General features: G+C 60.5%; 31 protein-coding genes. 5 read left to right on the top strand and 26 right to left on the bottom strand.

Annotated features, from left to right (window positions below; translation table 11 throughout):
* Positions 1-7 precede the first annotated feature (7 nt).
* The 4 genes from AMS67_RS08500 to AMS67_RS08515 form a co-directional block, all read right to left on the bottom strand.
* Positions 8-751 (bottom strand): ABC transporter ATP-binding protein, encoded by a 744-nt coding sequence (locus AMS67_RS08500; protein ID WP_053352736.1) that lies wholly within the window; start codon positions 749-751, stop codon positions 8-10.
* Positions 748-1,635, bottom strand: coding sequence for an ABC transporter permease (locus AMS67_RS08505; RefSeq protein ID WP_053386977.1), 888 nt, complete (start codon positions 1,633-1,635; stop codon positions 748-750). The genes AMS67_RS08500 and AMS67_RS08505 overlap by 4 nt, the downstream gene beginning before the upstream one ends.
* 155 nt (positions 1,636-1,790) lie before the next feature.
* Positions 1,791-2,351: a GNAT family N-acetyltransferase gene (locus AMS67_RS08510; RefSeq protein ID WP_053386978.1), complete on the bottom strand. Its 561-nt coding sequence runs from the start codon at positions 2,349-2,351 to the stop codon at positions 1,791-1,793.
* Between the two features lie 25 nt (positions 2,352-2,376).
* Positions 2,377-2,784, bottom strand: coding sequence for a hypothetical protein (locus tag AMS67_RS08515; RefSeq protein WP_053386979.1), 408 nt, complete (start codon positions 2,782-2,784; stop codon positions 2,377-2,379).
* Between the two features lie 396 nt (positions 2,785-3,180).
* Here AMS67_RS08515 and AMS67_RS08520 point away from each other — a divergent pair, with 396 nt between their 5' ends.
* The gene (locus tag AMS67_RS08520; RefSeq protein WP_162230836.1) at positions 3,181-4,245 is read left to right on the top strand and encodes a tyrosine-type recombinase/integrase; all 1,065 of its coding nucleotides are present in this window, start codon (positions 3,181-3,183) and stop codon (positions 4,243-4,245) included.
* 29 nt (positions 4,246-4,274) lie between these two features.
* On the top strand, positions 4,275-4,694 hold the full coding sequence (locus tag AMS67_RS08525) for a hypothetical protein (protein WP_053386981.1): 420 nt from the start codon (positions 4,275-4,277) through the stop codon (positions 4,692-4,694).
* A 15-nt stretch (positions 4,695-4,709) separates the two neighbouring features.
* Here AMS67_RS08525 and AMS67_RS08530 read toward each other — a convergent pair whose 3' ends face one another.
* Positions 4,710-4,985: a hypothetical protein gene (locus AMS67_RS08530; RefSeq protein ID WP_053386982.1), complete on the bottom strand. Its 276-nt coding sequence runs from the start codon at positions 4,983-4,985 to the stop codon at positions 4,710-4,712.
* Positions 4,986-5,220: 235 nt separating this feature from the next.
* Positions 5,221-5,832 (bottom strand): NYN domain-containing protein, encoded by a 612-nt coding sequence (locus AMS67_RS08535; RefSeq protein WP_053386983.1) that lies wholly within the window; start codon positions 5,830-5,832, stop codon positions 5,221-5,223.
* A gap of 235 nt (positions 5,833-6,067) precedes the next feature.
* On the opposite strand from AMS67_RS08535, the gene AMS67_RS08540 reads away from it, so the two are divergent.
* A complete protein-coding gene (locus AMS67_RS08540; protein WP_053386984.1) occupies positions 6,068-6,460 on the top strand; it encodes a hypothetical protein in 393 nt (130 codons plus the stop codon).
* A 36-nt stretch (positions 6,461-6,496) separates the two neighbouring features.
* Here the strand turns inward: AMS67_RS08540 and AMS67_RS08545 are convergent, their stop codons facing one another.
* The 8 genes from AMS67_RS08545 to AMS67_RS08595 all read right to left on the bottom strand — a co-directional run bounded on the left by AMS67_RS08545 (position 6,497) and on the right by AMS67_RS08595 (position 17,259).
* The gene (locus tag AMS67_RS08545; protein ID WP_053386985.1) at positions 6,497-6,709 is read right to left on the bottom strand and encodes a hypothetical protein; all 213 of its coding nucleotides are present in this window, start codon (positions 6,707-6,709) and stop codon (positions 6,497-6,499) included.
* Between the two features lie 261 nt (positions 6,710-6,970).
* Positions 6,971-7,381 carry a hypothetical protein gene (locus AMS67_RS08555; RefSeq protein ID WP_053386987.1) on the bottom strand — a complete coding sequence of 137 codons (411 nt, stop codon included), beginning with the start codon at positions 7,379-7,381 and terminating at the stop codon, positions 6,971-6,973.
* Between the two features lie 93 nt (positions 7,382-7,474).
* A complete protein-coding gene (locus AMS67_RS08560; RefSeq protein ID WP_156316584.1) occupies positions 7,475-8,188 on the bottom strand; it encodes a hypothetical protein in 714 nt (237 codons plus the stop codon).
* 238 nt (positions 8,189-8,426) lie between these two features.
* Positions 8,427-10,217, bottom strand: coding sequence for a hypothetical protein (locus AMS67_RS08570; protein ID WP_156316585.1), 1,791 nt, complete (start codon positions 10,215-10,217; stop codon positions 8,427-8,429).
* Entirely contained in the window at positions 10,214-11,839 is a 1,626-nt protein-coding gene (locus tag AMS67_RS08580) for a hypothetical protein (RefSeq protein ID WP_053386992.1), read from the bottom strand. The genes AMS67_RS08570 and AMS67_RS08580 overlap by 4 nt, the downstream gene beginning before the upstream one ends.
* Before the next feature lie 12 nt (positions 11,840-11,851).
* Positions 11,852-12,901, bottom strand: a complete 1,050-nt coding sequence (locus AMS67_RS08585; RefSeq protein WP_156316586.1) for a hypothetical protein — start codon at positions 12,899-12,901, stop codon at positions 11,852-11,854.
* 9 nt (positions 12,902-12,910) lie between these two features.
* Positions 12,911-13,816 carry a phage tail family protein gene (locus AMS67_RS08590; protein WP_053386994.1) on the bottom strand — a complete coding sequence of 302 codons (906 nt, stop codon included), beginning with the start codon at positions 13,814-13,816 and terminating at the stop codon, positions 12,911-12,913.
* Positions 13,817-13,824: 8 nt separating this feature from the next.
* Entirely contained in the window at positions 13,825-17,259 is a 3,435-nt protein-coding gene (locus AMS67_RS08595) for a peptidoglycan DD-metalloendopeptidase family protein (protein ID WP_053386995.1), read from the bottom strand.
* Positions 17,260-17,289: 30 nt separating this feature from the next.
* On the opposite strand from AMS67_RS08595, the gene AMS67_RS17305 reads away from it, so the two are divergent.
* Complete coding sequence (locus AMS67_RS17305) at positions 17,290-18,015, top strand: hypothetical protein (RefSeq protein ID WP_156316587.1); 726 nt, start codon at positions 17,290-17,292, stop codon at positions 18,013-18,015.
* Between the two features lie 251 nt (positions 18,016-18,266).
* On the opposite strand, the gene AMS67_RS08605 is transcribed toward AMS67_RS17305, so the two are convergent.
* The 5 genes from AMS67_RS08605 to AMS67_RS08625 all read right to left on the bottom strand — a co-directional run bounded on the left by AMS67_RS08605 (position 18,267) and on the right by AMS67_RS08625 (position 20,216).
* A complete protein-coding gene (locus AMS67_RS08605) occupies positions 18,267-18,494 on the bottom strand; it encodes a hypothetical protein (RefSeq protein ID WP_156316588.1) in 228 nt (75 codons plus the stop codon).
* Positions 18,495-18,613: 119 nt separating this feature from the next.
* The gene (locus AMS67_RS08610) at positions 18,614-18,925 is read right to left on the bottom strand and encodes a hypothetical protein (RefSeq protein WP_053386998.1); all 312 of its coding nucleotides are present in this window, start codon (positions 18,923-18,925) and stop codon (positions 18,614-18,616) included.
* Positions 18,926-19,007: 82 nt separating this feature from the next.
* Positions 19,008-19,550 carry a phage tail tube protein gene (locus AMS67_RS08615; protein ID WP_053386999.1) on the bottom strand — a complete coding sequence of 181 codons (543 nt, stop codon included), beginning with the start codon at positions 19,548-19,550 and terminating at the stop codon, positions 19,008-19,010.
* Entirely contained in the window at positions 19,543-19,725 is a 183-nt protein-coding gene (locus tag AMS67_RS08620) for a hypothetical protein (protein WP_053387000.1), read from the bottom strand. The genes AMS67_RS08615 and AMS67_RS08620 overlap by 8 nt, the downstream gene beginning before the upstream one ends.
* 32 nt (positions 19,726-19,757) lie before the next feature.
* On the bottom strand, positions 19,758-20,216 hold the full coding sequence (locus AMS67_RS08625; protein ID WP_162230833.1) for a hypothetical protein: 459 nt from the start codon (positions 20,214-20,216) through the stop codon (positions 19,758-19,760).
* On the opposite strand from AMS67_RS08625, the gene AMS67_RS18230 reads away from it, so the two are divergent.
* A complete protein-coding gene (locus AMS67_RS18230) occupies positions 20,183-20,770 on the top strand; it encodes an HNH endonuclease signature motif containing protein (protein WP_075201282.1) in 588 nt (195 codons plus the stop codon). The two genes, AMS67_RS08625 and AMS67_RS18230, sit on opposite strands and share 34 nt — an antisense overlap.
* Positions 20,771-21,084: 314 nt before the next feature.
* On the opposite strand, the gene AMS67_RS08630 is transcribed toward AMS67_RS18230, so the two are convergent.
* From AMS67_RS08630 to AMS67_RS08660, 7 genes are all read right to left on the bottom strand, one after another.
* Entirely contained in the window at positions 21,085-21,492 is a 408-nt protein-coding gene (locus AMS67_RS08630) for a hypothetical protein (RefSeq protein ID WP_053387002.1), read from the bottom strand.
* Positions 21,492-21,728 carry a hypothetical protein gene (locus AMS67_RS08635; protein WP_053387003.1) on the bottom strand — a complete coding sequence of 79 codons (237 nt, stop codon included), beginning with the start codon at positions 21,726-21,728 and terminating at the stop codon, positions 21,492-21,494. Before AMS67_RS08635 ends, AMS67_RS08630 begins: the two co-directional genes overlap by 1 nt.
* A gap of 61 nt (positions 21,729-21,789) precedes the next feature.
* Positions 21,790-22,827 carry a major capsid protein gene (locus AMS67_RS08640; RefSeq protein WP_053387004.1) on the bottom strand — a complete coding sequence of 346 codons (1,038 nt, stop codon included), beginning with the start codon at positions 22,825-22,827 and terminating at the stop codon, positions 21,790-21,792.
* A gap of 16 nt (positions 22,828-22,843) precedes the next feature.
* On the bottom strand, positions 22,844-23,203 hold the full coding sequence (locus tag AMS67_RS08645; RefSeq protein ID WP_053387005.1) for a hypothetical protein: 360 nt from the start codon (positions 23,201-23,203) through the stop codon (positions 22,844-22,846).
* A 22-nt stretch (positions 23,204-23,225) separates the two neighbouring features.
* Positions 23,226-23,753: a hypothetical protein gene (locus tag AMS67_RS08650; RefSeq protein WP_053387006.1), complete on the bottom strand. Its 528-nt coding sequence runs from the start codon at positions 23,751-23,753 to the stop codon at positions 23,226-23,228.
* Positions 23,754-23,854: 101 nt separating this feature from the next.
* Positions 23,855-24,727 carry a VG15 protein gene (locus AMS67_RS08655; protein ID WP_156316590.1) on the bottom strand — a complete coding sequence of 291 codons (873 nt, stop codon included), beginning with the start codon at positions 24,725-24,727 and terminating at the stop codon, positions 23,855-23,857.
* A 39-nt stretch (positions 24,728-24,766) separates the two neighbouring features.
* Positions 24,767-26,149 (bottom strand): phage portal protein, encoded by a 1,383-nt coding sequence (locus AMS67_RS08660; RefSeq protein ID WP_053387008.1) that lies wholly within the window; start codon positions 26,147-26,149, stop codon positions 24,767-24,769.
* Between the last annotated feature and the right edge of the window lies 1 nt (position 26,150).

The following is a 26,150-nucleotide window of genomic DNA, read 5'->3' on the forward strand; positions in this document are numbered from 1 at the left end:
GGGAGGTTCAGTGCACGAGGTCGAACTGCGCGAGCAGACCGGCACGGTAGGCACCGAACTCGGCATTCGCCCGCACCCGAGGGTGCGGCAGGTCGATCTGTTCGATGTGCTGCACGCGGCCGGGGCGAGGCGCCATGACGACCACGCGATCCGCGAGCACCACGGCCTCTTCGATGTCGTGCGTCACGAGCACCGCGGTGGTGTTCTGCGTGCGCCACACTTCGCGCAGCGCCTCCTGCATCTCGACGCGCGTGAACGCATCGAGCGCCCCGAACGGCTCGTCGAGCAGCAGCACCTCGGGGCGAGGTGCGAGGGCGCGAGCGATCGCGGTGCGCTGCGCCATACCGCCCGAGAGCTGATGCGGGTAGGCGTCGGCGAAGGCTTCGAGGTGCATGAGCGCGAGCAATTCATCAGCGCGCGCATTCTTGGCCTCGCGGCCCTCGGTGACGCCGAACAGGATGTTGTCGCGCACGTTGAGCCACGGCAGCAGCCGGTGCTCTTGGAAGACGACGCCGCACTCCACGCTGGGGGCCACGACGCGTCGCTCCCCCACATGGATTGCGCCCGTGAACCCGGTATCGAGCCCCGCGATGCCGCGCAGCAGGGTCGACTTGCCGCAGCCGGAGGGCCCGACGAGTGCGACGAACTCCCCCGCATCGACGGTGAAGTCGACGTCCGAGAGCGCGACGACGTCGCTGCTCGTGCCTGCGAACACGCGCGATACGTGCTCGATGCGCAGTTGCTTGCTCATGCGTTCATGTCTTTCTCGATGTTGTCGCGCCAGCCGAGTAGACGACGCTCGAGCAGCCGCACGAGCGAGTCGACGATCTTGCCGACCGCGGCGAAGACGATCAGCGCGGCGAGCACGATGTCCACGCGCACGTACTCGCGACCGGTCTGCATCCAGTAGCCGATGCCGGTGTTCGCGCCCGTGAGCTCGGCGATGACCAGTGCGAGCCAGGCGATCCCGAGCCCGAGCCGCACGCCCTGGAGGATGCTCGGCATCGCCCCCGGGATGATGATGCGGCGCAGGGTCTGCCACGTGGAGAGTTCGTAGACTCGGCCGACTTCGAGCAGTTTGCGGTCGATGCTGCGGATGCCCGCGAAGACCTGGATGTACATCTGGAAGAAGGTCGCGACGGCGATGAGGATCACCTTCGGCGGCTCGCCCAGGCCGAACCAGAGAATGAACAGCGGCACCAGGCCCATGATCGGCACGGTACGGAGCATCTGGAATGACGGATCGAGCAGCCGCTCCGATACCTTCGACAGCCCGGTCAGCGCACCGGCGGCGAGGCCCAGCGCACCGCCGATCGCGAAACCGAGCAGCCAGCGGCCGACACTCGCGCTGAGGTTGGTGACGAAAGATCCGTCGAGCACCGCGCTCCAGAAGGCCTTGGCGACCTCGACCGGAGACGAGAACAGCACCGGGTTGATCCACTGGAACTGGTAGGCCGCGAACCAGACGAGCACGATGGCGACCGGCAGGATCCAGCCGATCGGGAAGCGCTTGCGGGTTCTGGCGCGTGCGCGCGCCTCGGGTGCACGCGATTCGGGCGTCGTCGGAGCGTCGCCCCGAACCGGCTGCCGAAGGTCGCTCGCCGGGCGCGAAACGTCCAGGCTCTCCGCCGTCATCTGCCCTGCCTTGCATTCTGAGCGACCGAGACTCGGGCGCCCGAACAGGCACCTCGCATCACCAACGCTGATCGCGAATCGCAACAAATACTTATCGTAGGGATTGCGCGGTGTCACCTTCGGCGAATGTGACGCCGCGTTACAGGCAGCCTTGATTACTGCGCACGCGACCCAATTTCACGGTCGCTCGCGAGGAGCCCGTAGACCACCGTGTCCGTCCATTCGCCCTTGCTCCACCAGTTCTGGCGCAGGTGCGCTTCTCGACGCATGCCGAGACCCTCTGCGAGTTTCGCTGAGGCGACATTGCGCGGATCCAGCTGGGCCGCGACTCGGTGCAGCTCGTACACATCGAATGCCACGTCGAGCAGCGCTGCCGCAGCTTCACGCGCGTACCCATTCCCACCGAACGCCGGATCAAGCGCCCAGCCAATCTCGGCGACACCGCGCTCGATGTCGGTGAGCCAGATCATGACATCGCCGATCGCGGTTCCGTCGAACTCAATGACCAGACCGAGCATGTGGGCGTCGCTGTCGAGACCAGTGCGCAGGATCCGCTCGGCAATCTTCGCCTGAGCGACCTCAGGCGTCCACGGCTCATCAAGCAGGTACTTTGCAACCTCCGGCTGCGAGTAGATCGCGTGGAAAGCGCCAGTATCTTCAGTGCGATACGCACGGAGCACGAGCCGGTCAGTGCTGATGGGAAGTTCGAGAGACATTGTGTTCAAGCCTAGTTCGACGCGTTTATTGCCACTCACGTGGGTCGTGCAGCCGGTGATAGAGCAGCGTGGGCAGCAACTCCGGGAGTCTCCACCTCAGTTCACACCAATACACCGGCCCATTCGAAACCTGCAGCACGCTCTCCCACGGGAAGGAGTGCGCGACACCAGGCCCCGTGGGTGACTGGATGTCCATCGTCGAAACGATGCTGGCGTACGCCTCGGGGGCGTCGGGCCGCGCATCGAAGTTTTCGTCGTACTCGCGTTTACTGAAGATGCCGCCGTACACGCGGGATCCTGCACCCCAGAGGTAGGTCACAATGATGAAGTCCGACGGCGCCCATGCGATCGCCTCAATCGTGTAGCCCTCGGAATCGTTGCCTTCGCACACGACTGCCGCGGCAAACCTGCGGGCGTAGGTTTCGAACTCCACGATCGGAGCCTAACAGCGGGTGCGCTTAAGAAGACACGCACAACCGACATATAAAAAGAACCCCCGCAAGTAGAAGCCTTGCGAGGGTTCGGAGTGGGCGTAATACTCCCACAGTGGCTCCGACCGGCATCGATCCGGTGACCTTTCGATTTTCAGCCTATTCTTAGCGGCCAAAAGATGAGCTTTTCTGGTCAATCGGCCATCTTGTTTGCTAATATGAGCCACATTCGCAAATACCGCTGGCTACAGTAAGCGGCTACAGGAGGCATCTTGCCTAGGTCAAAACAGGAATCCATCTACCAACGTGCAGATGGGATGTGGGTAGCTGTTCTCGAACTCCCCACGCGCGCAGGCAAGCGTCGCCGCAGACTTCTGTACGCCTCATCTCAGAGTGCAGTGAAGCAGAAGCTCAAAGTAGAGCGGCGCGTGCTCGAGGATCGCGGCGACTTGCCGACTTCCTCCCCCACCGTTGCATGGTGGTTCAACTACTGGATCAAGCAAGTGGCACCAGCGACCATTCGCCCGAACACGCTGGTCGGGTACGAGTCTGTGGTTCGCAATCACATCGTTCCGGCGATCGGGAAGAAGAAGCTGGCGAAGCTCACCCCGGACGATATCCGGCAAGTGCACGATCGCATCCTGTCCACCCCGAAGAAGTCTTCTGATCCTGATGGGCCGAAGCTGTCAACTAGTTACGCACTGAACGCTCACCGGGTCATGGCGCGAGCGCTCAAGATCGCCGAGCGGGAGGGCAAGCTTGGGCGGAATCCGTGCGACCTCATGGATGCCCCCAGGAAGCGGAAACCGCAGCTCGAGGTCTTGGACGTTACGGAAGCCAAGCAAGTGCTGCGAGCGGCGGCTGTAGCGCTCGATGCGCCTGGTGAATACGACCCCATGCCCATGCTCTACGCCTACTACCTGCTTACGGCAAACCGTCGCGGGGAAGCTTTGGGGCTGCAGTACGACCGGCTGTCGACGTACATTGATGTGAACGTGCAGTTGCAACGCATCCGAGATGTCGAGTCAGCGCCGGCCGATTACTCGACGCAGCATTTGTCGGGCAACTTCTATCTGGTCGAGACGAAGACTCAGGCAGGTAATCGAGTGCTGCCCCTCGTTGACCCACTGAAGTCGATGCTTGCTATCCACTCCGAGCGCGCGGGAGTGTCTCGCCATGGCCTCGTGTTCTGCCACGAAGACGGCTCCCCGATCGATCCCGACAGCGTCACCGTGGGATGGCAGCGTTGGCTCACGAGATCCGGCATCACGGATAAACACGTACGCCTGCACGATCTCCGCCACACGACCGTAGACCTGCTCTACGAAGCACACGTGCCGGAGGATCTCATTATCGAGATCGTGGGCCATTCAACGCGGATGCAGTCACGCGCCTACAAGGTGCGCCGCTCCGACCCGCGCCTGACATCCGCGATGGAAGCACTGTCCGGTCTCTTGTCGTGAATGTCGGTGGCCCGTTTTAGCCTCCCGGCATGAACAAGATCGAGCATAACGAGACCGTCACCATTTGGAAGAACGTAGCCACCGACCCCACGACCCGCGGCGAGGAAGCCCGCAAAGTGCAGGGGCTTCACCCGATGCAACCGCACATCATGATCAAGCTCTGCATCAGCCGACAATCCGCGTCGCACCTCTTCACCGCCATTGACGAGAACGGCGAAACAGATCCGGGCGTCGACATGCTCATCGTCTCCGCCACATGCTGGGACACAAACAAGCGCAAGCAGATCGACACCAACGAGACACTGTTCACGGCACACATCACGAGCCTGCTGAGCATGGAGCATTACAGTGCTTCATTCCATTACCCGATGGTTCCCGGGTCGCGCACGAGCTACCGCGTGATCCTCCTAGATGAGAACCAGAAACCGCTCGCTACTGAGCGCATGTGACAGCGCTCGCCGCAGTCACGCGCTGCGCACGTTCAAGATCTGCCACCCGTCTGGCACTTTGGATCGCACGTCAGCAAGGTCCGCGCCTTCGATCTCTTGCAGCCCGTCGCGTTTCGAGTACGTGCCGGTTGCTGTGATCGCGGTCTGCCCTTTCAGCATGGCGACGGGTGCGGAGGTGAGGTCGAACCCTTCAGGCCGATGCTGCTCCAACAACTCCTGGATCTCGGGGAGTCCTTCACCCGCCACTTCAACAGTCACGGTTTCGAGCTTGCGGATAGTGGCGATGAGCATACTGTGAGGCTACCCTCACACGTATGTTCGTCTGTATCGCGTGTGGTGGTCGTGCGGAACGCATCGATGACACCGTGCACTGCGTCAACAATGAGCGCGGGGTGGTGCGGATACTCCCAGCGCTCCCCGAACAGATGCCCTGGGAATAGGGGCGTCGATGGGGTGCGGTTTAGGTAACACTTCTATGCACAGGCGTGTAGAGAAGTGTCAGGGCTGATCTCGCTTCCTCGAACACTCAGTAACTAGGAGTGAAATCGTCCCAATACTTCGTTGTGTCGCGACTAGCCCGGAACGCAGCGTCTCCGAGGATCAATGATTTGACGCCACTAATTCGAAGCTTGGATTGGCCATACCATGTGGCGACTTCGACACATCCGGGCGTCACATCTCGCGCAAGTTCGACCGCTGGGATGAGGTCTGTATCTCGAGTAACGACGATGAATAGATCGGCCCTCTTCGCTATCGCTGCCTGCGCAAGCTGCACGGCTAGCAACACGTCGACACCCTTTTCCTCTGCCTTCGCATCGGGCCACTCTTCCGGGTACCTCAACGAGCGCGTGTGCACCTTGATTCGTGGATCGTAGCGACCCCATGCAGAATGCTGCTTCGATGCCGCTGACGCCAAACGCGGCTCCTTGCGGGGGTTTGGCATTCCACGGTACAAATTGACCGCTTGAATCGATAGGCCCTGTTGCCCCGTTTCGTTCGTACGCTTCTTCAGTACTTCGATTGCAAACTTCATCGGGTGGATCAAGCAGTCGCGCACATCATCGTCGGATCTGCAAAATGACTCGTGCGCCGAGTGGTGCAAGTTCTGGTAATCGATGAACAGCTCTACAGTCGTCACAGCACCCTCGCGTAAAAAGAAACCCCGCCAGTCCGAAAACGGAGGGCGGGGAGCAACAAACAAAACTTACCACTTGAATGTCGTTTTAAGCAATAAGAAGTTATGTTTTGCGATGTTAGCGGGTATTTAGGCGGCCTAATTTGCAGGCCGTTGTGTTGTCGATTTTGCAGTGCGGTCGTGCGGCATGGTTCGCCACATACGTAAACTGTTCGAACATACTTTCGAATGGTGGTGAATGGTGCAAAGGTCGAACCTGATTCAGATCGCGTCCGATGAATGGGTGGTGATGCGTGAGTTCGCGCAGTACCCGAAAGCGATCATCCGGGGTATGCGTGATGCGTCGGGTGAGGCGCGGTTCATTCTGTGCTCGTGGCATCCTATCCGGCACAAGCAGCACATGATGGGGCTGTTCGACACGAAAGAAGCCGCCGAGAAAGCGGTGCCGTGGCCGTCACGTAACCCGGCCGTGCCACCACGGCCGGACGGCGGCAATCAGGAAGCAATCAACGCGTACCGACGACGCTCCGGCATGGACGGCAACGGGTACCCGCCAGGATCACCAGACCGGAAACGTGCAGACGCACGACGAAAAGCCCCCACCCAGCCCGAAGGCCAGATGGGGGCTTGAAACAAAATATTGTGTTTCGTTTTGATTCGTTTTGACTCAGGCGGCGTGATCGCCGGCCGCATCTCCCGAACCGAAGTCGGAGAGATTCGTCAACGCAGTACCAAGCGCGAGCGTACCCAGCACGTCAGAGGTCTGCGAGAACGCCTGAGCGAGCTCGGGCGAGTAGATCGTGACGAAGAACGATGCGACCTGCGCGGCGACACCGATGAGGTAAATGGCGACGCGAACCGCCTTCATGTTTCGGAACATCAGAGTTCTTCCTTCCGGATAAACGGGGGCAGCGTATCTCTCGTCCACTGCCCCGACTTCAACATTTCATTCCGGTGGTCATGCAACGACTCCGTCAACAGACGGTTCTTCGCTTCCACCTTTGCGGCCCGATCAGTCCGCAAACGCCTCTCCGCAGTGGACTTATCAATCCACCGCGTGATGATGCGCCCCAACCAGAGCAGAGCAGCACCAAGCACCGTGTACAGGAGTGCGTCGAGAGAGGTAATCGGTGTCATCCGATCACCCCCGTGGCTTAAAGTCGTACCGCCAGATCATCGCCCCACGGAGCGCCAGTAAACAGGTTGCGATCGTGATGACGCCCAACTGTGTGAGGCGTGAACCCTCGGTGGTGAAGTGCAGGGTTGTCACGATGTATGCGTAGGTGGCGAGCCCCATCCCCATAGTGACCACGGCGAACCGTTCAAGCTCCCACCATTCGAGTGCGCCGGCCAACATGCCGACACTGCCTCCGAGTACGAAGAACACGCCCACGAGCAACATCGTCACTTCCCCGAACTGTCCCACGATCGACCGGGGCGGTGTTACGAGCGTCGCGAAGCCCGTGAGCACGAACACGATGTAAGCGATGCCCATGATGATGCTGATGTGCTTCGGCTCCGGGATGCGCCACCGCCTAATCTTCCGGATCATATGGTCTCCTCTCGAGCCACGCCCCGTACGAGAGCACGCCCCAGAGCAGCATGAAATCCCACCCCACGGCCGTGCCCACGAACAGGAACGGGTTCATCGCGTACGGACGGGCTGCTTGTACCACTCGGAGTAGGCCTTGAACGACTTCCGTGCAAGGAACACCGCATTGCCGTGCGACTCAGCCCAATCGTTCGCGACCTCCTGCAGCGTGGTCGTCAGCCAGTTCGCATCCGTGCCCGGGCTGTCACCCGCAAGCGCCCACTCGAGGCCAGTGCCACCCTGCCCTGCACGCTTGTCGTTACGGGTTTGGTAGTAAACAGTCGACATACTCTTTCTCCTTCGCTTAGCCGCGTGCTTCGCGCCCGCAGCAGTGTTCGTGAGAGGCGCGCTCACGCGCACCCCATTGAGGTCTTCAGACCAGAACCGGTACGACGCTGCGAACGCCGCTTCGACTTCCGCGATCGTGCGGAACCATTCGCCGCCGTACCCGTTGCGTGGCGAGCTGTAGTAGCCCGGGATTCCCTGCCCGAAGTGGTTCGGGTCACGCAGCACAACATGGCCCCAGTCGCCGTACTCGAGACGGCCGGTGATGTAGTTCGTGTACGTCCCGTAATGAGACAGCCACACGACCACGACCGCATCGTTCGGGAAGTCACGGTTGTAGTGACGGAAGCGGGTTTCGTTCGCTGCCTGCGTCGCCGACACCGGCCCACCACCCGCACCTACAACTTTCTGCGCGAGCGGCAAACAATTGCCGGCCTGTTCCTGCGCCCACCAATTCGGTGTGACGAGCTGCTTATACGCCATCAGAAACCTCCCGGAGTTCCTGCACCGCGGCGAGAATCATCGCATCCGTGATCCCCTCCGCACCCTTCGTCTCAAACGCGGTATCCCAGCCCGGAGTGATCGCCAACTTCCACATCTGTTGCGGAGCCCACGCACCCGGCTGCTCCTCCCCCAGATTCGCGGCACACGCCTGAACCCGGAGAAGAATCTTCTGCTCATTCGCGATCTGAGCTTGACCCATATAAGCCATTACTCCCCCTCACGTTCCGGGCGCATCCCACTCGCCCACATAACTGATGATCTGAGTCGTACTGATCGCCGTAGACGAAGCCGACATGTTGTGCAGCACGATGTTTCCCGTAGGCAGCGCGAGACCCTCAACGATCGAAGTCGTGGTCGTTGCCTTCACCAACAACGGCACGTTCGCGTCAGGACGGGCAGCAACCGGGAGCGACGCAACCGGGTTCTGAGAACCGCCCGGGTTCAAAAGCGCAGTGAGCTGGATAGCGCCACGCAGCATGATCCGGTTATTCGAACGCTTCCACTCCATCGTCCCCGTCGCGCCAGTGAGCGTCAGAGCCACCCACGCGGTATCGCCCTGGAACTTCGCTGTCGACTCGAACAAGACGGGGCTTCGAAGACGAATCTCGGTACCAGCTATATCGACACGAGTTTGATACGCGGTGATCGCCAACGCAGCACTAAACGGATCGTTTTGGATCGTGCCGAGTTTTCCCGCGCCGTTGTCGAGCAGTATCCCGCGCGACCCAACCGAGACGCCCTGACCGCTCTCCTTAAATACGCGGAACTCTGCTTCCCCAGTCTGAATCGTCCTTTCAATGGTGAGTGTGTCGCCTGCTGCGTCGAGTGCCTCGATAACAACATCATCGACGTACAGTGCGGCCGTCGAGGTCGGTACGCCGCGAACACCGAAAACAATCTCTCCAGTCGCAGATGCGGCAGCATCATAGAACCCGGTGATTTGTGTCCACGTGTTCGCGGCAACGATGCGCGCCGCGAAATTAGCCGTCAGGGAATCTGCGTACCTTGCGGTGATAGACACATCTCCCGCTACAGCCGAATAGACCCATGCGCTCATGCGCACGGTCTCCGTGTTCGCCGGCATGACCAGACCAGTTCGTTCCGCACGGCGCAACAACGCCCTCACCGGGGCGAGAATTGAACGAGCGCCGCTATGCTTCTGCGCCGTGGAAAGTGTGCCATCCCACGGGTTCGTGCTCTCGAACGTGTCGTTCGCAAGCGTCGAGAGAACTTTGGCTGATCGCAAGACGAACTTGCCTCCGTCAAACAGCCCACCCTCGAACGTATTGCCATAGAACTCCCCGCCGATGATTGTCGGCGAGTAGATCTGCGCGTCACCGATCGCGATCGTGCCGTTCTCACCGGGCACGAGTATCTGATCAGCGAGAACCTGCGCACGGTTCCAATCGGTGCCGTTCCACACATCGACTTGATACGGGGTACCGCCGATTTTCAGGCGCACGAGTTCGGCCCCTACTCGGAACCCGCCTTCAGGCATCGGTGGCGTGATCGCGCCGCCGTCGACCTGTCGATACCGCGCATTGCCGAGCGCTGTCTCAGTTGCCTGCGACGCATCCAAAATGGCTCTGTCCGCGTTTGCCGCAGCCAGCACAGCGGCAGCATTCGCTTCGATTCCAGACATTCGCCCGCCGTGAGCTTCGTCGTTCGCAGCAGCGGACGCTTCCCATTCGTCCCCAAGGTCTGGGTCGGCTTCCTGCGCGTCGAGCACGAAGTCCACATCAGGAGTATCCCCAGCGCTAATTACGGCATCGAAACTGTCAACCTGGTCTTCATCCAGAAACGCGATGTCCTCCGACTGAGCTTCCGTCTCGAGAGACGTATCAACCGCCCCAACGAGAACGTCATCCAACAGCACATCGTCATCGCCAACGGCGACCGTTGACCGAGCAACCTGCCCCGTGCGTGCAAGACCAGAAGTCGCCCTACGAGCAGCAACCGCAGCCGCCGCCTGATCCTGCAACACACGCTTCGCAGCGAGAGGAATCATGCGCTCACCCCCAATTTCAAATCGGCAACGTAGTCATCGACCCACTCGATCTCTTCGATGCGGTGCAGCAGACGTTGACGACCAATCCACGACACCTCACAGTCGATGAGGATCGTGTCCCCCACGTCGAATGTTCCCCGGGGCGCGTTCGGATGCCGAGCATCTACGCGCACATCAGTGACGCGCAAGGGACGCGACCGCCACGCAAGTTCGCGTTCTGCCAGGACTTTCAGAACAGACAGCTTCGTGACGTTCTTCGCATCCAAAACATGCACGCGCCGGCGTCGCCCGTCCGAGACTTCAGCGGTCGACCGGAGAGCTCTCTTACCCTCGCCAGCGCCGATAGCAAGAACGGCGTTCGCGTAGTCAGTTGCAGGGGTCTCAACCACGACCTTCTCGATGATGTTGTCACCCTCAACGAACTGCAACGCCGATTGCGTTCTCCCGACCCGCTGCTGCAACCGGATCTGCTTGAGAATCTTCGTGCGATCAGAGTTCCACCCCGACCACTCGACAAACTCCCACCCCGCCTCATCGAGACAGTTCTGAACTTCGGTGCCGCAATCTGGGGTATCCCACCAGAGGATTTTCCATGCGCCCCCATCAGCAGACTGCTTCTCTTTCGCAGCTTCCCACGCATCTTTCGCGTCTTCCGTAGGCTGCTTCAACGGCTCCTCAACAAGCTTCAACGCCTCATACTCAAGCTGAAGCGGTTCCAGCGCGAGCGTCCTGTTTGCGCGCACCACACGGAGCTGCGAGTTCTTCGCATCCAAAGGGACCTTCGCCGCCTCGATCGGAGCTTTTCGGGCGTTCACCGCCGCCGCAGCGTCCACGATTGGCTGCGCCAAAGCATCCACCGCAGCTTTAGCCGCAGCGATCTCCGCAGGTGTCGCCGGAGGGCTCTTCTGCTCCACCAACGCCTTGTACACCTCAGTCCGAGTAGACCGCTGCTTCGTCAAAGCCCGATGGGCGTCGATGAGTGGCTTTCGTGCGTCAATGAGCGCCTGATACGCAGCTTTCAACGGCTTCTGCTGCTCGAGCAGAACCTTGATCTGCGCATCGAATGGAGCCGCAGCTTTCTTGATCTGCGCCGACTTAGCTTTCCGATTGTCGGATGCAACTTTGAGCGTGGCTTTCTTCGCTTCGTATTGCGCTTTCGCCGCATCAGCTTTCACATCCGAGTCAGTGCCGCGGACAACACCTGTCATCCCAGTCACGGTCACGCCGATATTCGTACGCGTGAATCGTTGCGCGTGCGCCCACAAGTGACGAATCACATCCGCCATGTCGACAGCAATCCCCCGGTACTCGCCCTCGTACGGAAGGCCATTCAAGTAGGCGGAGAAACCCGTCCCGTCGATCTTCCATTCAGCATCAAATGAAGATCGGACGACGAGCCAAGTGCCACGAATGACACCATCTGCTTCCTCATGGATGAACGTCGCGTACTGGTCGATCAACAGGTCACCTGAAGCTGCACGCAGCCCGCCCACGTCGGGTGCGATAGTCCCGCCGAACGGTCCAGGGCCGGAGAGTCGTTTCCCCGCGCTTGAAACGTTGATGGGGAGCTCCAATTCCAGGAACTCCCCATCCGATATGCGTTCAACAATGTAGCGAAGCATCAAGCCCCCTAATTAGACCGCCGTCTCATAGAACTCGACGTCAATGACCAGCGATGAACCCGCATCCAGGATTGGTGCCGCTGCAGCGGTCCCCCCGGTTCGGTTTGCTTTCGGGAGGAACTTCTTCGATGTGCCGCGCATCGCCGCTGGAAGGGCGATGTCACAGGCGGCGAGCATCGTCGTTTTCCCCAACGTTGTGGCCCCCGGGGTTTGGTATGCCGTGTTCGGGCAATTCACCCGGTTAGGGTCACTGTTCAACCCGATCTGCACCCACGTCGCACCGTACGCGGCACCTGCGGGAAGCTTCACGCCGCCCCACGTCATGACGATGCGTGCGCGCTGCGCCCATGCTGGGATATCGATCGCGCCGACCACGTCATCAACGAATTCGGACGGCCACCAATCACCACCAGCAGGCCACGCCGAAGTGTTGGTGATCTGGCTCGAAAACCCGGAAGGTGCCGCCCAAGTTCGCAGAATTCGAACGCTTCGTGGGCTCTGGACCGTGCGCAGATCCTCAATCATTGCGCTCGTGATCGTTGCCGTCGACACCGGCCAATTGATCGCCGCCAACGTCACACCCGTCACATTCGCATACGGGCCAGTCGTGATCTGGTCGAGAGACTTCACGCCGGCCGCGACGCCCTGGATGACCGTGATCTTCGTGAACGTGCTTCCCAGGAGCCACGCGCCCGTGTAGTCAGGGTCTGCTGGGGACGGATACGTGACCGACTGCATCGCAGGGTCCGTGATCTCTACAATCACAAGATCCCGTCGAGTCCCGCCAGACCCCGTCCCCGGGACATCCGTAACCACGATCTCCTCGTTATTCACGGGGCCATAAGACTCGCGAACCGTTGTAGAGGTGTCTCGAGACTGTGCGATGCCACCACCAGGTGCGACCCGGAAACCGTTGCCCGGGACATTCAACGCCTGCACCTTCAGGTCGCCAGGACGAGAGATCCCCGACCCTTCACCCACAGACTGCTGAAACTGTCGCCGGAACAGGCGAGCCGAATGATCCGTTTTCGCAACCGCGTACGGAGGATCAACAAATGCCATCATGTGCCCCTAAAAACTTGTGTAGGCCGGCCAAACCGAAGTTCGCATCTCAGCCGTCCCTGTCGAATCAAAACCACGCAGCAGCACCGTGTAACTGCCCGGACGCAACGCCATGTCAGAAAGTCGTGCTCCTGAAGGTGACAACACCCCAGGAATCGGAGAGAGCACTTCCGGGTTGTTCTTGAACCCTGTCTGTACCCATCGAGCCCAGGGCCGCGTGTCCACGCGAATGAACTTGTCGTAAGGCAGATTCGCCCGGAACTGCAGCCGCCCAACTCCCTGCACCTCGATCTCAGGGTTCGTGACCGGCCCATGGATCTCGAAGACCGGCCACGTTGCAACGTCACCACCGACCACGACTGCAGCGTTCCGGGTCGGCCCCTCGCTCGTGAAGCGGAAAGGCTCGCGGGCAGGGAACCGGAGTCCACCGCCTGCAGCGATCGTGAATCGGATCTGTGTTTGCTCTTCGGCCCCATACCAAAGGTCATTTGCCGCGACGAACTGGAGGGTGGGCTGGGCTACGCCGTCCCAAATCCCTCCATCGTCTGGAGTGAATTCCCGGGGTCGGCCGAAGGTTGCACGGTCACCGATCATGAGCTGCGCGAGCTCACCACCTGTTGCCCGCAACGTGTCAGCAGACCACAGTCCAGCCAGTCTCCCGAGCTGAGCTTTCACGTCATACTCACGAACCGACCTCGATGCGCCCTCGCCCTGCAGCAGCAACGACAGCTCATGCGTCGGCCCCGATTTGTAATCTCGACCGAACGCGCGACCGTCACCGCGCGGCAATTCACGATCCTCAACCCGATACGACGAAACCCCACGCTGGAACCCCGTCAACGGGTAAGGGGTGCCGTCCCCGAACAGGAACGACACCCCCCGATACGTGAGCGCACCACTAGACAGCGAACTCATTCGCACTCCTAACCAACATATGAAGCCCGACGAGTCGCATCAGACAACTCACCAAACCCGCGATACACGGCACCATCTGCACGGTCATCGACATACGCGTCGAACTCGCGCCCATCAACGACGAGACGCAACCGCGACCCATCAAGGCCGCTTCCCGACTTGGAATCGAGCAAGTCATCCCACTGCGATGAGGTCAGGATCGGTTCAGGCCGACCCGACTTGTTCTCAACAAGCGACTTTCCCGGAGGCAGCCAGCCACCGTTGTCGTACAGCATCGTGTGACCGTCAGAAGCAGCGAACGGGTTGAAGGCTTTCGCCATCATCCCCGCCGCCTGCTTCGCCAGACCGGTGGCGACATCAACCCACATGCCGCCACCGGGGAACGTGGACTTGATCTGCCCGATAGCCCAGTCCACGAGCCCGTCAAGGATGGAAGCGGCACCGCCGCCCTCTCCGAGATCCTTCGCCGCGCTACCCATGAACGCTGCCGGGTTCACATGGTTCGAGTAGTTCCCAGCACCAAGGCCGGGACTCTGCACCATGTAGTGAAGGTGAGGTCCGGTCGACATACCGGTCGATCCGACGTAGCCGATAACGTTGCCAGCCTTCACCGACTGACCTGCAGACGTGCCAAACCGCGACAAGTGCGAATACCGAGTGCCAAGACCGTTGGCGTGCTGAACGTAGACCTCATTGCCGCCCATGTTCACCGAGCCAGCAAGACCCACCACACCATCCGCGGCCGCGTACACCTTCGTGCCCGCAGCAGCAGCAAGGTCGATACCGTTATGCGCCGCACCCTTATACGGTTGCGACACCGAAAACGAACCCTGCGGCAACGGATCAACCAGACCACCCGAACGGTAGCCCGGAATCGACCCATGCTGATTCATGTGATCCAACAGGCCAGGATGACGAGACTCAATCGCACGTCGACTCGAAGCACGAATCACATGCTCATCACCGTGCACGACACCGGCCACAGCGTCACGTGCCATGTTGCCGGTGTAGCCACCATCGGAGAAGCCCTTGGGGAGCGGCACCTCGGGGATCTTCATCCCCTCAGGCAGGATCTTGTTCACCGTCCCGATAAGCCCGTTGATCACCGTCTCGATGACGAACCGAACCGGCTTCTTCGCGAGATCCTGAATGCCAGCCCACGCCTTACCGATCGCGTCTCGAGCTGCCTCGAACGCTTTCTTCGGGTCTGACTGGATGACGCGCACCATGGTTTCGATGACGCCCTTGACGGTGTTCCACACCGAGGAAATCACCGACGCCACTTTGTCCCACGCCGGCTTGATGTACTGCTCGTACATGATCCGAGTCGCGAGTCCGAGGATCTCCCACTTCTGACGAATCCACTCAACAACCGGGGAGATGATGTTCACCCACACCCAGTTCAAGGCGTCACCGATCGCTGTGAACGCCGGCTGAATATACGTCGTCCACATGAGCTGTGTTGCGAGCCCGAGAATGCGCCACTTCTCTGAAATCCAATTCGCGACCGGCTGGATCACATTCGCCCACAGCCAGCTAAACGCCTTACTGATCGCATCAATAGCGGGCTTGATAGCGTTCGTCCACAGCCACGAGAACACAGCACCAAGAACCTGAATATTGATCTTGATGTAGCCGATGATCACCGAAATGATCGTGTCCCACAGCCACTTGAACACCGCACCGATCGCATCAAATACGGGCTTCAAGATGAAGTCCCAAATGCCCTGGAAGATGCCAGCCATGATTGCGAACTGAAACTGCGCCGCCTTGAACAGCGGCACGAGGATGTTGTTAAACACCCAACCGACAACCGCAGCGATTCCGTCAAAAACGGGCTTCAGGATCGAGTTCCACACGAACGAGAGAACCTGCCCGATGCCCTCGAAGACCGGCTTGAGAACGTTGTTCCACGTGTCCTGGAAGAACTGGGAAATGTTCGCCCATGCGTCTTGCAGGAAGCCCATGAAGCCGGCCCAGATCTTCTTGCCTGTTTCCGTACTCGAGAAGAAGTAGACGAGGGCTCCCACGAGCGCCATGACGAGCGTCACAATCTTCACGATTGGGTTAGCCCCAAGTACAGCGTTGAAGATTGCTTGCGCACGTCCTGCCGTAGTTGTTGCCGTCGAATACGCGACCGTTGCTGCCGTGTAAGCAGTTTGCACAACTGCGGCACCCTTAGTAACTGCAGCCCAAGCGGTAGTCGCAACCGTCCAGGCTTTCATGCCGAGTACTACTCCGCCGACTGTCAACGCGATAGCTGCGAGCCAGTCCTTGTTCTGGACTACCCACTGCCCGAAGGTGACAAAGCCCGGTATGAGCTTCTGTGCGACGAAGTCGGCCAAGGCTCGGGCAGCGAGGCCAACTCGCTCCAGGAACCCCGCGAAACCGCTCGAGGTCACGTCGGTTCCGCCATTTTCAAACGCGGCAACCATCGCTCGCACACCACCGGAAACCTCTGCGAATACCGTGATCGCCGTGTCACGCAGACCAAGGAGGAATGTGACCGGTCCGGAATCCTCTTCCCACCCAAATGCTTCACGCAGTGTCGCTGTGAAGTTCCCAGTTGCCAAAAGGTCAACGACGCCTTTGATTCCAGACAGAAAAGGTTCGACCTTCTTCGCGGCCTCATCCAACCATCCCGTGAGGCTTTGGAAGATTGGGCCGATAAGTGGGTAAACGTCTTCAAGTAGCGTCGCACCGAAGCGGCCCATTGCGGCCATCATGTTGTCGAACGAGCCGGTGGTGGTTTTACCCATCTCGTCAGCGACCGTTCCGGCTGCTGCGGTTGCTGCTGCTTGGAAGGTTTCGAAGTTGATCTTTCCGGAAGACGCAAGCTTGAAAACTTCGCCAGCGGTAACGCCCATCTGATCGGCCAGAGCCTGGTAGATCGGGATGCCCTTGTCAGCGAGCTGCGCCAGGATGTCGTTCTGGATACCGTTCGCTTGTGATGCGGCCTTCGCGAAGATGGAACCCATCTCATCGAATCCGACACCCGCCGCGGCAGCGTTATTGCCGACCGTCTTCAGTACCCCTTCGAGTTCCTTGCCCGGTTTGATGTTCGCCGCCATGAGCTGTCCGGCTGCAGTCGCAGCGTCACCGAGCCCGAACGCGGTCCCCTTAACCGCTGCGAGGCTGTTGTCCATAGCCTTCGCCACAGTGTCTGCGTCGTTACCAAGTCCACGCATTTTCGCTTGAGCGGTCTCGATCGCTTTCAAACGCCCGAAGCCCTTCACAAGAGCCGTCCCCAGAACGCCTGCGACCCCGACGCTCGCGATCTGCAACGTCTTCTTCATGCTGTCGGCTAGCTTGTTGCCGATCTGCTGGCCCGCGCCGGTAGTGTCGACAGCACCCAGCTCTTTCGCGATGTCGCGCTTGATCCCGGGGGCCTTCACAGTGAGGGCGATAAAACCGTGGGCTATCTCCGTGCCGGTCGCTGCCATTGGGTCTCCTTTGATCGGTAGAATCAGCGCATGAGCGACACAGGGCGCATTTATGCAGAAGGACACGGCGGACAGATCTCATTCGACGGTGAAGAGATCGTTGTCACGCGAAAGGGTCTGCTCGGGGCCATTGGTCACATGGGGAAAAGTTCGAAGTACGACACATCACAGGTGATCCGGGTCGAAGTTGTTGAGCCGACTGCCCTGGCAAATGGCACGATCCGGTTCGTGACACCGGAGACCTTGGCGGCTGGCACAGGGCAGGTGTTCTTCACTAGGGCCCAGAACGAGGCCATGCAGGTGCTTAGAAAATCTGTAGAGGCGCAAATCGAAAGCCGTTCTGAAGCGGATCGAGCATCTCTCGAGTTGGAGAGCGCTCAGAAAGCTGAAGCCGCAGCTCAGAAAGCTCGATCGCAAGCTATTGCGTCATACGGCGACCATCGCGTTGCCGGCGGTTACTACCACTTCAAAGCCCCAAAGAGCTTCATCGCATCGAAGAAAGACATCGAGGGGGCAGTGGCCACGTTCGAATCCGGGGCTGATCAGTCACGCCCGACGCTCACCCGCATCGGTGCGGGTGCGATCATCGCCGGACCAGCAGGTGCGATCGTCGGTGGCATGTTCCGAAAAAATAAGAAGAAGTGCTACGTCACCGTCGTGTTTACTGACGGTGACACCGCAATCCTTGAAGGCCCCGTCAAGGACGAAACTAAAATGCGACAATTCGCCGCAGCAGTCAACAAGATCGCTGCCTAAGCACGCCCTGAATCGAACGCGCGGAGTAACGTCGACTGGTCAGCATCGCTGATCCGAGTGTCAGGCACGGGCTCCACGAATGTACGAGCGGTGTAGCGGTGCGGACTTGGAACGATACGGTACTTCGGCCCTGCCGCAGCCGAAATCCTGGCTGCTCTAGCATTCACTTCGGACTGGACTTTCGGGGACCGCATGAGCTTGTTTAGCTCACGCATGTTCAGCTTGACCTTGTCAGCCATGCGGCCCTCCGATCATCCTCGTTTGCGACGGTACTTCGCAGCCATGACAGCGGCGCGGTCGCTCTTCCGCTTCTGCTCACGAATGCCCTCAGGCATCGGGCGAGGCTTCAGCTTTTTCTTCGAGTTCACCTGCGAAAGCACGTAGGTGTTCTCCCAGACCGCCTCGGTCTCAGCAGTCACCGCGAGAATGCCGCCGTACCATTCCCCGACAGCCCCTCCGCGTGGCAAGTGGGCGGCCATGTCCGATACCTCACGAATCGACTCATGGCCCGCCCACATGCTCGCGAGACTCACCCCGTAGTAGCGCCGCAGGTCAGCGGTAAGTCGGTCAGGGCAGTCTTGCAAGAGGCCGACGAGGGTTAGGAGTTTTTTGACCCAACCGCTTCCTGGGCAGCTTCGAAGAACGGTCCGAAGTGCTCGCTCATGACGCGGCCTCGCGCGTCCTTCTCACGGACAGCGTCCACGATCGCTCGGGCATCTTTCGCTTCGAGGATCTGTTCAACGACGTCGAGGAACAAGCCGTTGCGGAGGTTGCGGAGCACCTCCTGGTCTTCGAACGCATCCGCATAGATCTTGGCCGTAACGCCCTCGAACTCGAACTCGACCTGCTCATCGGCGGCGGGCTTGTGGTCTTCGGGCTTCTTGGCGCTCTTGGCACGGGTTTCCGACATGATGACTCCATTTCTAAAAGACTGTGTGACTCGAGGTGGTGAGGGTGGGGCGCGGAGTCACCACGCGCCCCACCCGGTCTCGTTACTCCGTGTAAGACGGAGCGTTGGTCAGAATGAACGAATCGCCCACGATCTCAGCCGTGAACTCATACATCGTCATATCTGAATTTGTGTGGGGCAGGTCGCCGCGCTCCGTGATCTGGATGAGTTCGCAGCACAGGAACTTCGTCACGCCGCCGTCAACGAACTTGAACACGGCCGCACGCTCGACCGTGCCGATGCCCTCGGGCAGGTCGATCTTCGCGACACCAGTGGTCACCACTGGGGCTGCGTGATCGTAGTAAAGCTCCGTCACGCCCGGGGTTTCCTCAAGCGCCTGGAACGTGATCGTCTTCTCCGTGGAAGTCACCTTCACACGAAGCGTCGCACCACCCTGCCACGCCTTGAACTTCTCCGAATCCGTCGAAACCGTCAGGCTGATGCCGTCCTCAGACAGCCAACCCAGCGACTCAAACGGGGTCTCCGGATCAGTCAGCGTGGTCGGCAGCGTCGAACCCTTCGGTGCAAGAAACACCTCAGACTCGAGATCACCATAAACGCGAACATTGTCACGATTCTTAGCCATTCTTGGCCTCCTTCACCGCCGGCAGTACCGGCTTGTCCTGCTCGACATGAGGACGAGCCTTGCCCTGCCCGATGAGGACACGAGCCTCACCCGAAGTGACCTCAGCAACCTCACCGCCCTTGTACGCGCGACCATCCGAGCCGACGTACCGGTTTGCAATAACGACCTTCGCCATCACCGCCACCTTTCAAATAGAAAAGCCACCCATCATTCGGGTGGCGTTGAACCTCGTAGTTTGAATTCGACCGTCAGTTGATACCTCGGGTCGCCCGTGTCAGGATCTGGCGATCGCGACAGCCCACCGACTTCCCGCACCCGATACACCGGATGCTCACCGAACCTCGTGACCGACATGAGGCGCTGACGCAGCAGCTTCCCCAGCGCAGCAGCTTTCGGCCACGTATCCGACGACGCGATGAACGTCACCATTGGCTGGTCCGTGAGCTGATTCGCCGTACCACCGACACGAATCACGAGCACATGTTCGGTCGGCTTCGCTTTCGGGAGGATCGTGGAAGCAGCAACCCGCACGCGCGCCTTAATCAGCGAAACGAGCTCAGCTTCGACATCAAGAAACTCGTAAGCCTCCATTAGCCCTCCACCCGCCAACGTTTTTTTGCTACGCTTAGTACATGCACAAATCCCTCCTCGAAGCTTGGGAATCACACGTCCCAGATCGGAAACCAGGCGGATGCTGGCAATGGCACGGAAGGCTAACTTCGGTCGGCTACGGGCAGTTCCGTTACGACAACAAACTCCGGAGCGCCCACCGAACTGCCTACGAGCTCCTCGTAGGCCCCATCCCCATAGGCTTTGTGATCGACCACCTGTGTCACAATTCAGATGGCTCATGTCATCGGAATTCCGAATGCCAACACCGTTCGTGTGTGAACCCGGAACACCTCGACGCCGTGAGTTACGCGACAAACCGCAGAACCGGCAAGGCAACTGAGGCAAAGCTTCGCTCGCTCCAGCAAAAGACGCACTGCCCCCGCGGCCACGAACTCACTCCGGAAAACACCTACAGCGTTTCCCGATGCAAGGAATGCCGCAGGGATCAAGACAGCACAGCCCGCCAAGCCCGCCGAGGCCCTGTCACCGAACGCTGCGAGTTTGTCTCCCACCTCGGCAACCCGTGCCAACGCCAGAACGGCCATGAAGGTCGCCACCACGGGGAAAAGCCTCGCTACCGAGTCACCCTTCAACCCGACGCAAATTGATGCGGCATCCGGGGGTGAACCGGAACGGCCCAAAGTTGTAGTTCTCCGGGTAGCCGACCACTGCGAATAGTTCCCCAGCGACCGTCACACGGTCACGGGGTCCGGCGAACGGTGTACGGGAGTACAGGTCGAGGTCACGTTTCACCCCGGTGAGCTCCGGTCGGGTTTCCTGGTCTGAACCAGGCGTGGCCCACCCATACACTGCGACGGTTTCGGGTGGCCCCCACGACTCCACCGGGTTTCCGTGCGCATCTTCCGCACCGCTCACGATGGGCTCATGGATGACCGAATGCGGTTCCGGGATGCTCGACAACCTAGCCATGTCCGTAACCACCAACCCAACTTGTCGGCACAGTGGTCACCGTGAACGCTGCCCGCTTCGCACCGCCAGTGAGCTCCCGGATCTGCTCATCCGAAAGCGTCATCGAACCCGGGTTGTTGCCACCGAAAGTCTCAGACTCCGTGAACGGGCCAGCAGTCGAATTCATCTGCCGGGTACCGCGCGGATTCTTCAACCGTTCGATGACGAGCGCGACCGTGATCTTCACGACGCGGGCCTGCGGGAGCGAACCAGATGAGAGGCGCTGAGGTACGTCGGGCACGCGTGCCACGATCGTGTCTTCAGCGTCTTCGATCAGTGCCGCAAGCTGTTCCGGGGTTGCCGGGATCTCCCCTTCAAGCAACCACCGGGCCTCAACATCTGCCGGGGTTGCCCAAGGCATTACTGGGTCTTCCGGGGGCGACCGCGCGGCTTCGTCGGTGCCGCTTCGGGTTCATCGGCCAGTGGATCGAATTCCTCCGGCACCTCGTCCCCCGCGACCTCCGCAGCAGCCTCCGTGGTTTCCTCGCCAGTCAGGTGAGCACCAACACTCACACCATCCGGCACCTCGTCCCCCGCGACCAGCACGTAGCCGTCAACGTGGACGGCACCAACAAGATCTTCACGAATCTTCGCCATCTTCACTCCCTAGATCGGGGCGAAGGTGGGGCCGGATCACGACCCCACCAACACCATCGAGTTACAGCACCTTCGCAGCGAGCGAGAGGTTCGGGTTCGTGAGCACCGGCAGGCCGATAGCCGCACCGTGCACCCACACACCGATCGGGTCGAGCGTCTTGTACGCGCCGACCACGAGACCGCCCTGCTCATCCGAGGGCAGACCGTACTCAGGCTCGGAAGCCTCGAGCGTGGTGCCCCAGAACGAGCCGCCCAGGTCAGTGCCCTCAGCGTTGTTCGGGTCCGTTGCCGCGGGCAGGAGGTACACCTTGTCGTCCGGGGTGACGCGAACATTCGCGCCACCAACCTTCACGCGACGATCGAAGATCTCGAACGCCGGCAGGCCGAACGCTTCGAGGATCGTGTTGAACGTTGCACGCGTGATGACAGTCGGTGCAGGACCGCTGCCGGCGACCAGCGCGCGAACCGCAGCCGACTTCAGGGCCGCGTTGAGCACCTTGGTCGACGTGAGGATCGTTCCGGGTTCTTCACCGTTCTCAGCGACGTAGGCTGCACGCCATGCCTCGATGTCGCGAAGCGGGTCGGCGTCGTTCGCGGACCAGAGGTTCGCGGCCGTCACGGTGAAGTCGGCGCGTCGCTGGAAGTCAGCGGTCGCGATGAATCCACCCTCGTTGATCGAGACCTTCGCGGTGTCGAGAACTCGGCCACGCTCAAGCTCGAAGCGATCCGAGACGGCGCGAGCAACCGAAGCCGCGTACTTCTCGATCGTGGGGCGCACCGACTCATCGGTGACGTTCCCGTTACGTCGGAGCTGGTCGTACTCCGAGTTGCGAAGCTTCCGGCCCAGCGGGGGAAGCTCGAGCGTCACACGCTCACCGCCCGGTGCGTCACCGATCGAGGTTTCCGCGTCGTACGCGCGGTACTCAGCGACCTCAGTCAGGCCGCCCTCGCCGCGCACGAAGCGTGCCACGATGTCGGGGACGGTACGGTTCGGAAGCCAACGCGAAAGGGAACCCTTCGCGGCTTCGAAATCTTCGAGCGTCTGACGGGCGTACCCGGTCAGCTCGGCGGGCTCAACAACATCAGTCCACAGTGCCATGTGTCAGTCCCCTTCCTTAAACGAACACGAACGAGGTCGCGTTATCGGGCGCGGTGAATGCCACCGGCAGCTTTGCCACGATCACTCGACCGTGATCGAGAAGCGGTGCAACGATGTCGCCACCGCCCGGCTTCACGGCCTGGTCGGTCAGCAGGAAGCCAACGAACTCCTGCCCCTCAGCGGCGGTGTACGGGGCAACCTTGGTGCCCTCCTTCGCGAGTGGGGTGCCTGCCGGCACGACGCCGGCGTTGACGGTCGCGGTCGAGAGCTTGGTGCGGTCAATCGTCACCGTGCGTGCGTTGTCGACGCCGTGACGCGACCCAAGCCAAGACAGCTTCGAGCCGCCGTAGCTTTCCTTAGTCAGAGTCAGATCCATGCGGATCTCCTTTCAGAGTGGGTTACTTGGAGGACCGGGCTTTTGCCCGTTCCCGTCCAGCAGCGAGAGAGTTCGTAGCTGACTGGCTGCCTGCACCTGTACCGGAGTTCGGGACGTAGTTCAGGCGTGGGCCGTTGCCGAGAGCAGCAGCGAGTTCATCGGCGTGAGCTTCGAGCGCTTCCTTCGAATCGCCGCGCAGCAGCGCAACCGGAATGCCCTTGGCTTCCGCGACCGCAGTTGCGGTCTTCGCGAGCTCAGCCTTGGCTTCGGCCTCTGCCTTTGCTGCTTCTTCAGCCGCAGTCTTCTCAGACAGCGCCTTCTCAGCGGCTTCGGCACGAGCCTGAGCCTTTTCAAGCTCGGATCGGTTCTGCTCCTCGAGTTCATCGAGACGTGCAGCCTTCTCCTTGAGCTCTTCGAATCCGGCGTACTTGCTTCGTTCCCGGTCGAGACGCCCAGCGATGAGCGCGTTCAGCTCCTCCTGGGTTGCGGGTGGCGTGAACCCTGCATTGTTGCCGCCGTTTTCGCCTGCCGGGTTATCCTGCTCAGTCATTGCTTGTTCTCTCTCACCTCGCTGTTGACCGCCGCGAGTGCTCAGCGTGCGCCCAAGAGGGCATGAAAAAAGCCCCCACCGTGGTGAAGGCTGGACCCGTTTTACGCGGGTAGTTTTTGGGATTGGAGTTCGCGCCATCGAGCCATAATGTCGGCGTCCGAAGTGAGTTCAGTACCGACCGCATCAGTGAAAGCACCGGAGTAGACGGCCATGTATTTCTTCTCCACTTCGGCCGCATACGAAGCGACCTCTGTTCCGGCGATGACGGGTTGCACGAGGCACCGGCATGTGTCGTGATAGTTCGACCCGAGCTTCTGCGAACCGCGCGCCTGGACGCCTCCACCGATGCCGCCAGAGAGTCGAGCACCAGTGGCGCTAAGCCCGGTCCGTGTCGAACCGCGACCAACCACGCCGCCTGCAGATGCTTCCGTGTTGTACACGGCACCGCGCGAGGCCAGCATTTTGCAGAAGTCGCACGCGTCAGCCCGGGGGAAGCGCTGAAACTTGACGATCTTGCCAGCCTCGTCACGAGTCACGTTCCCGTAGCGTCGGTTCTTGCGTGCCAGGAAGTTCGAGATCACGCCGCGCTCCACCGTCAGGCGTGCAGCGTCGTACATCATCCGCTCCGACGCCCCGGAAACACGAGTCAGAACCGTCGAATCCAACGACGAATCCGCCATCGGCGCGACCGCCCACCGAACCATGCCATCGATCTTGTCGGCACCCGGAAGATACGTCGCGGCCGGCACATTCGCTGTGATCGCGTACAACTCTTCAAGCAAGACTGCCGACAAGTCTGATGCTGCGCCAAGGAACGGGTCCATCAGGTCGGGGATCGCGAGCTTCAGCATTTCGCGCGCCTCAGCGACGTCCAACTGGCGGATTGCAGAGACCACCGAGTTCAGATCCCGGGAAGCTGCAGACCACAACCGCCCAAGATCCGCACGATGCTGTTCAAGCGCAGCAACCGACATGAACGACCACCACCATTCGATATGCGATGTCCATGCCGGTTACTCCGCTGTGCCGCCTTGTGCGTCCTGCTGAGATCGCAAAGTCGCCACCAACGCCGAAGTTCCACTCTTGCGGCGATCCGCTTTCAGTCGCTCCAGAGTCGGACCATCATGCCCGAAGCCCTCAAGCGCGACATCAGAATCAACCATCCACGGGAACGCACTGATCTCTTTCGACATTGCATCCGCGATCGCGGCACGCGTCGGAGTCGACGGGTCACGCCATAGTGGGGTGAACGACGCCACTTCGAGCGCCTCAGCCGCACCGAAGTCGCTCCCCGCCATGACCGCTACCGTGTTGGTCGCCAGACTCACTCGTGCCGCACTCAGCCACGAAATCTCGTCCTCAGCGATCGACACCAATTCGGCCTCGTGAGCAATGATCGCTTCCGCCGAAGACGGGTTGTCATGGAGGATGCCGAGATAGCTCGCCGGGATCGAAGTCTCTCCGGAGAACATCATCGCGACCGACCGCAAATGATCCGAGTGAGGCTGCATCGACATCTGAGCGAACTGGCCGACCGTGACGCGCTGATTCTCGTACTTGTCCTCGTCATCCGGGACCGCGAGAAGGCCACCAAGAACGGATTCCCACCCGGTACGCGGTTCACCGTTCGGGCCAGTGAACATGTCCTCCGTAGCGCCCAGCATGTAGCGCTGCGGTGAGGAGAAGAACTCTGCCGAGACTTCCTGGCGAAGCATCACGCGCACCGCCATGTCGGTCAACGCCATCACAGGTCGAGTGATGCGCGACTTCCCGAAAGGACGGTCCACACGCCCGCCCACCACGTAGGCGGTACACAAGACGCGGCCCGGCGTGCCGGCGTGCTCGTCAATGACGCCCCAAGAGTTACCCAAGCGCCCAAGCTCGAGCGTCACACCTGGCAAGCTCAGATTGAATCCGCCAGACACCAGCTCCAGAGCGGCAACAATCCGCCGTGAACGGGGGTCTTGGATCGCAGTTGCGGTCAGCGCCGAGCACACTGTGTGCAGCACTTCCGGCTCACCGATACTCGTGTCACCCGCAGAGGTGAACACGAACGACGCCCCATGCCGTGCCGCCGACTCCAAAGCCATGCGCTCGACCAGGCGAACGTCTGCGGTCTTGAAATGCTCGTTGACCTCATCCAGAAGCTCAGACTCAGTGGTGCTCGCAAAGAGCTGCGGCCGCAGACGGCGAGTCAGGACCGCGCACGCCTTATCCGGCCAACCCAGAACAGCCTGAAACGACGCCATATGAGGAGGAATCGAAAACCCCACCTGATCCAACGTCTTCTTGCTATCCGCATACCGGTCGCGCAACACGTTCCTACGCTTCACACGATTCAACTGATCGTGCAGCTTATTGAACGTCTTCCGCTCATCCTCAGTCAGTTCGCGCAAG

It is taken from the genome of Leucobacter japonicus (assembly GCF_001273855.1).
In the GTDB taxonomy this organism is placed as follows: Bacteria; Actinomycetota; Actinomycetes; order Actinomycetales; family Microbacteriaceae; genus Leucobacter; species Leucobacter japonicus.

What these genes read in the sequence shown, in the direction of transcription:
- AMS67_RS08610 (WP_053386998.1), bottom strand. Translation starts at nt 18,925, where the DNA reads ATGTCGGAAACCCGTGCCAAGAGCGCCAAGAAGCCCGAAGACCACAAG.
- AMS67_RS08605 (WP_156316588.1), bottom strand. Translation starts at nt 18,494, where the DNA reads ATGGCCGCCCACTTGCCACGCGGAGGGGCTGTCGGGGAATGGTACGGC.
- AMS67_RS08655 (WP_156316590.1), bottom strand. Translation starts at nt 24,727, where the DNA reads ATGTCGGTTGCTGCGCTTGAACAGCATCGTGCGGATCTTGGGCGGTTG.
- AMS67_RS08635 (WP_053387003.1), bottom strand. Translation starts at nt 21,728, where the DNA reads ATGGCGAAGATTCGTGAAGATCTTGTTGGTGCCGTCCACGTTGACGGC.
- AMS67_RS08585 (WP_156316586.1), bottom strand. Translation starts at nt 12,901, where the DNA reads ATGGCATTTGTTGATCCTCCGTACGCGGTTGCGAAAACGGATCATTCG.
- AMS67_RS08570 (WP_156316585.1), bottom strand. Translation starts at nt 10,217, where the DNA reads ATGATTCCTCTCGCTGCGAAGCGTGTGTTGCAGGATCAGGCGGCGGCT.
- AMS67_RS08590 (WP_053386994.1), bottom strand. Translation starts at nt 13,816, where the DNA reads ATGAGTTCGCTGTCTAGTGGTGCGCTCACGTATCGGGGGGTGTCGTTC.
- AMS67_RS08555 (WP_053386987.1), bottom strand. Translation starts at nt 7,381, where the DNA reads ATGATCCGGAAGATTAGGCGGTGGCGCATCCCGGAGCCGAAGCACATC.
- AMS67_RS08620 (WP_053387000.1), bottom strand. Translation starts at nt 19,725, where the DNA reads ATGGCGAAGGTCGTTATTGCAAACCGGTACGTCGGCTCGGATGGTCGC.
- AMS67_RS08640 (WP_053387004.1), bottom strand. Translation starts at nt 22,827, where the DNA reads ATGGCACTGTGGACTGATGTTGTTGAGCCCGCCGAGCTGACCGGGTAC.
- AMS67_RS08540 (WP_053386984.1), top strand. Translation starts at nt 6,068, where the DNA reads ATGGTGCAAAGGTCGAACCTGATTCAGATCGCGTCCGATGAATGGGTG.
- AMS67_RS08500 (WP_053352736.1), bottom strand. Translation starts at nt 751, where the DNA reads ATGAGCAAGCAACTGCGCATCGAGCACGTATCGCGCGTGTTCGCAGGC.
- AMS67_RS08560 (WP_156316584.1), bottom strand. Translation starts at nt 8,188, where the DNA reads ATGGCGTATAAGCAGCTCGTCACACCGAATTGGTGGGCGCAGGAACAG.
- AMS67_RS08505 (WP_053386977.1), bottom strand. Translation starts at nt 1,635, where the DNA reads ATGACGGCGGAGAGCCTGGACGTTTCGCGCCCGGCGAGCGACCTTCGG.
- AMS67_RS18230 (WP_075201282.1), top strand. Translation starts at nt 20,183, where the DNA reads ATGCACAAATCCCTCCTCGAAGCTTGGGAATCACACGTCCCAGATCGG.
- AMS67_RS08545 (WP_053386985.1), bottom strand. Translation starts at nt 6,709, where the DNA reads ATGTTCCGAAACATGAAGGCGGTTCGCGTCGCCATTTACCTCATCGGT.
- AMS67_RS08580 (WP_053386992.1), bottom strand. Translation starts at nt 11,839, where the DNA reads ATGCTTCGCTACATTGTTGAACGCATATCGGATGGGGAGTTCCTGGAA.
- AMS67_RS08530 (WP_053386982.1), bottom strand. Translation starts at nt 4,985, where the DNA reads ATGCTCATCGCCACTATCCGCAAGCTCGAAACCGTGACTGTTGAAGTG.
- AMS67_RS08645 (WP_053387005.1), bottom strand. Translation starts at nt 23,203, where the DNA reads ATGGATCTGACTCTGACTAAGGAAAGCTACGGCGGCTCGAAGCTGTCT.
- AMS67_RS08615 (WP_053386999.1), bottom strand. Translation starts at nt 19,550, where the DNA reads ATGGCTAAGAATCGTGACAATGTTCGCGTTTATGGTGATCTCGAGTCT.
- AMS67_RS17305 (WP_156316587.1), top strand. Translation starts at nt 17,290, where the DNA reads ATGAGCGACACAGGGCGCATTTATGCAGAAGGACACGGCGGACAGATC.
- AMS67_RS08525 (WP_053386981.1), top strand. Translation starts at nt 4,275, where the DNA reads ATGAACAAGATCGAGCATAACGAGACCGTCACCATTTGGAAGAACGTA.
- AMS67_RS08595 (WP_053386995.1), bottom strand. Translation starts at nt 17,259, where the DNA reads ATGGCAGCGACCGGCACGGAGATAGCCCACGGTTTTATCGCCCTCACT.
- AMS67_RS08650 (WP_053387006.1), bottom strand. Translation starts at nt 23,753, where the DNA reads ATGACTGAGCAGGATAACCCGGCAGGCGAAAACGGCGGCAACAATGCA.
- AMS67_RS08510 (WP_053386978.1), bottom strand. Translation starts at nt 2,351, where the DNA reads ATGTCTCTCGAACTTCCCATCAGCACTGACCGGCTCGTGCTCCGTGCG.
- AMS67_RS08630 (WP_053387002.1), bottom strand. Translation starts at nt 21,492, where the DNA reads ATGCCTTGGGCAACCCCGGCAGATGTTGAGGCCCGGTGGTTGCTTGAA.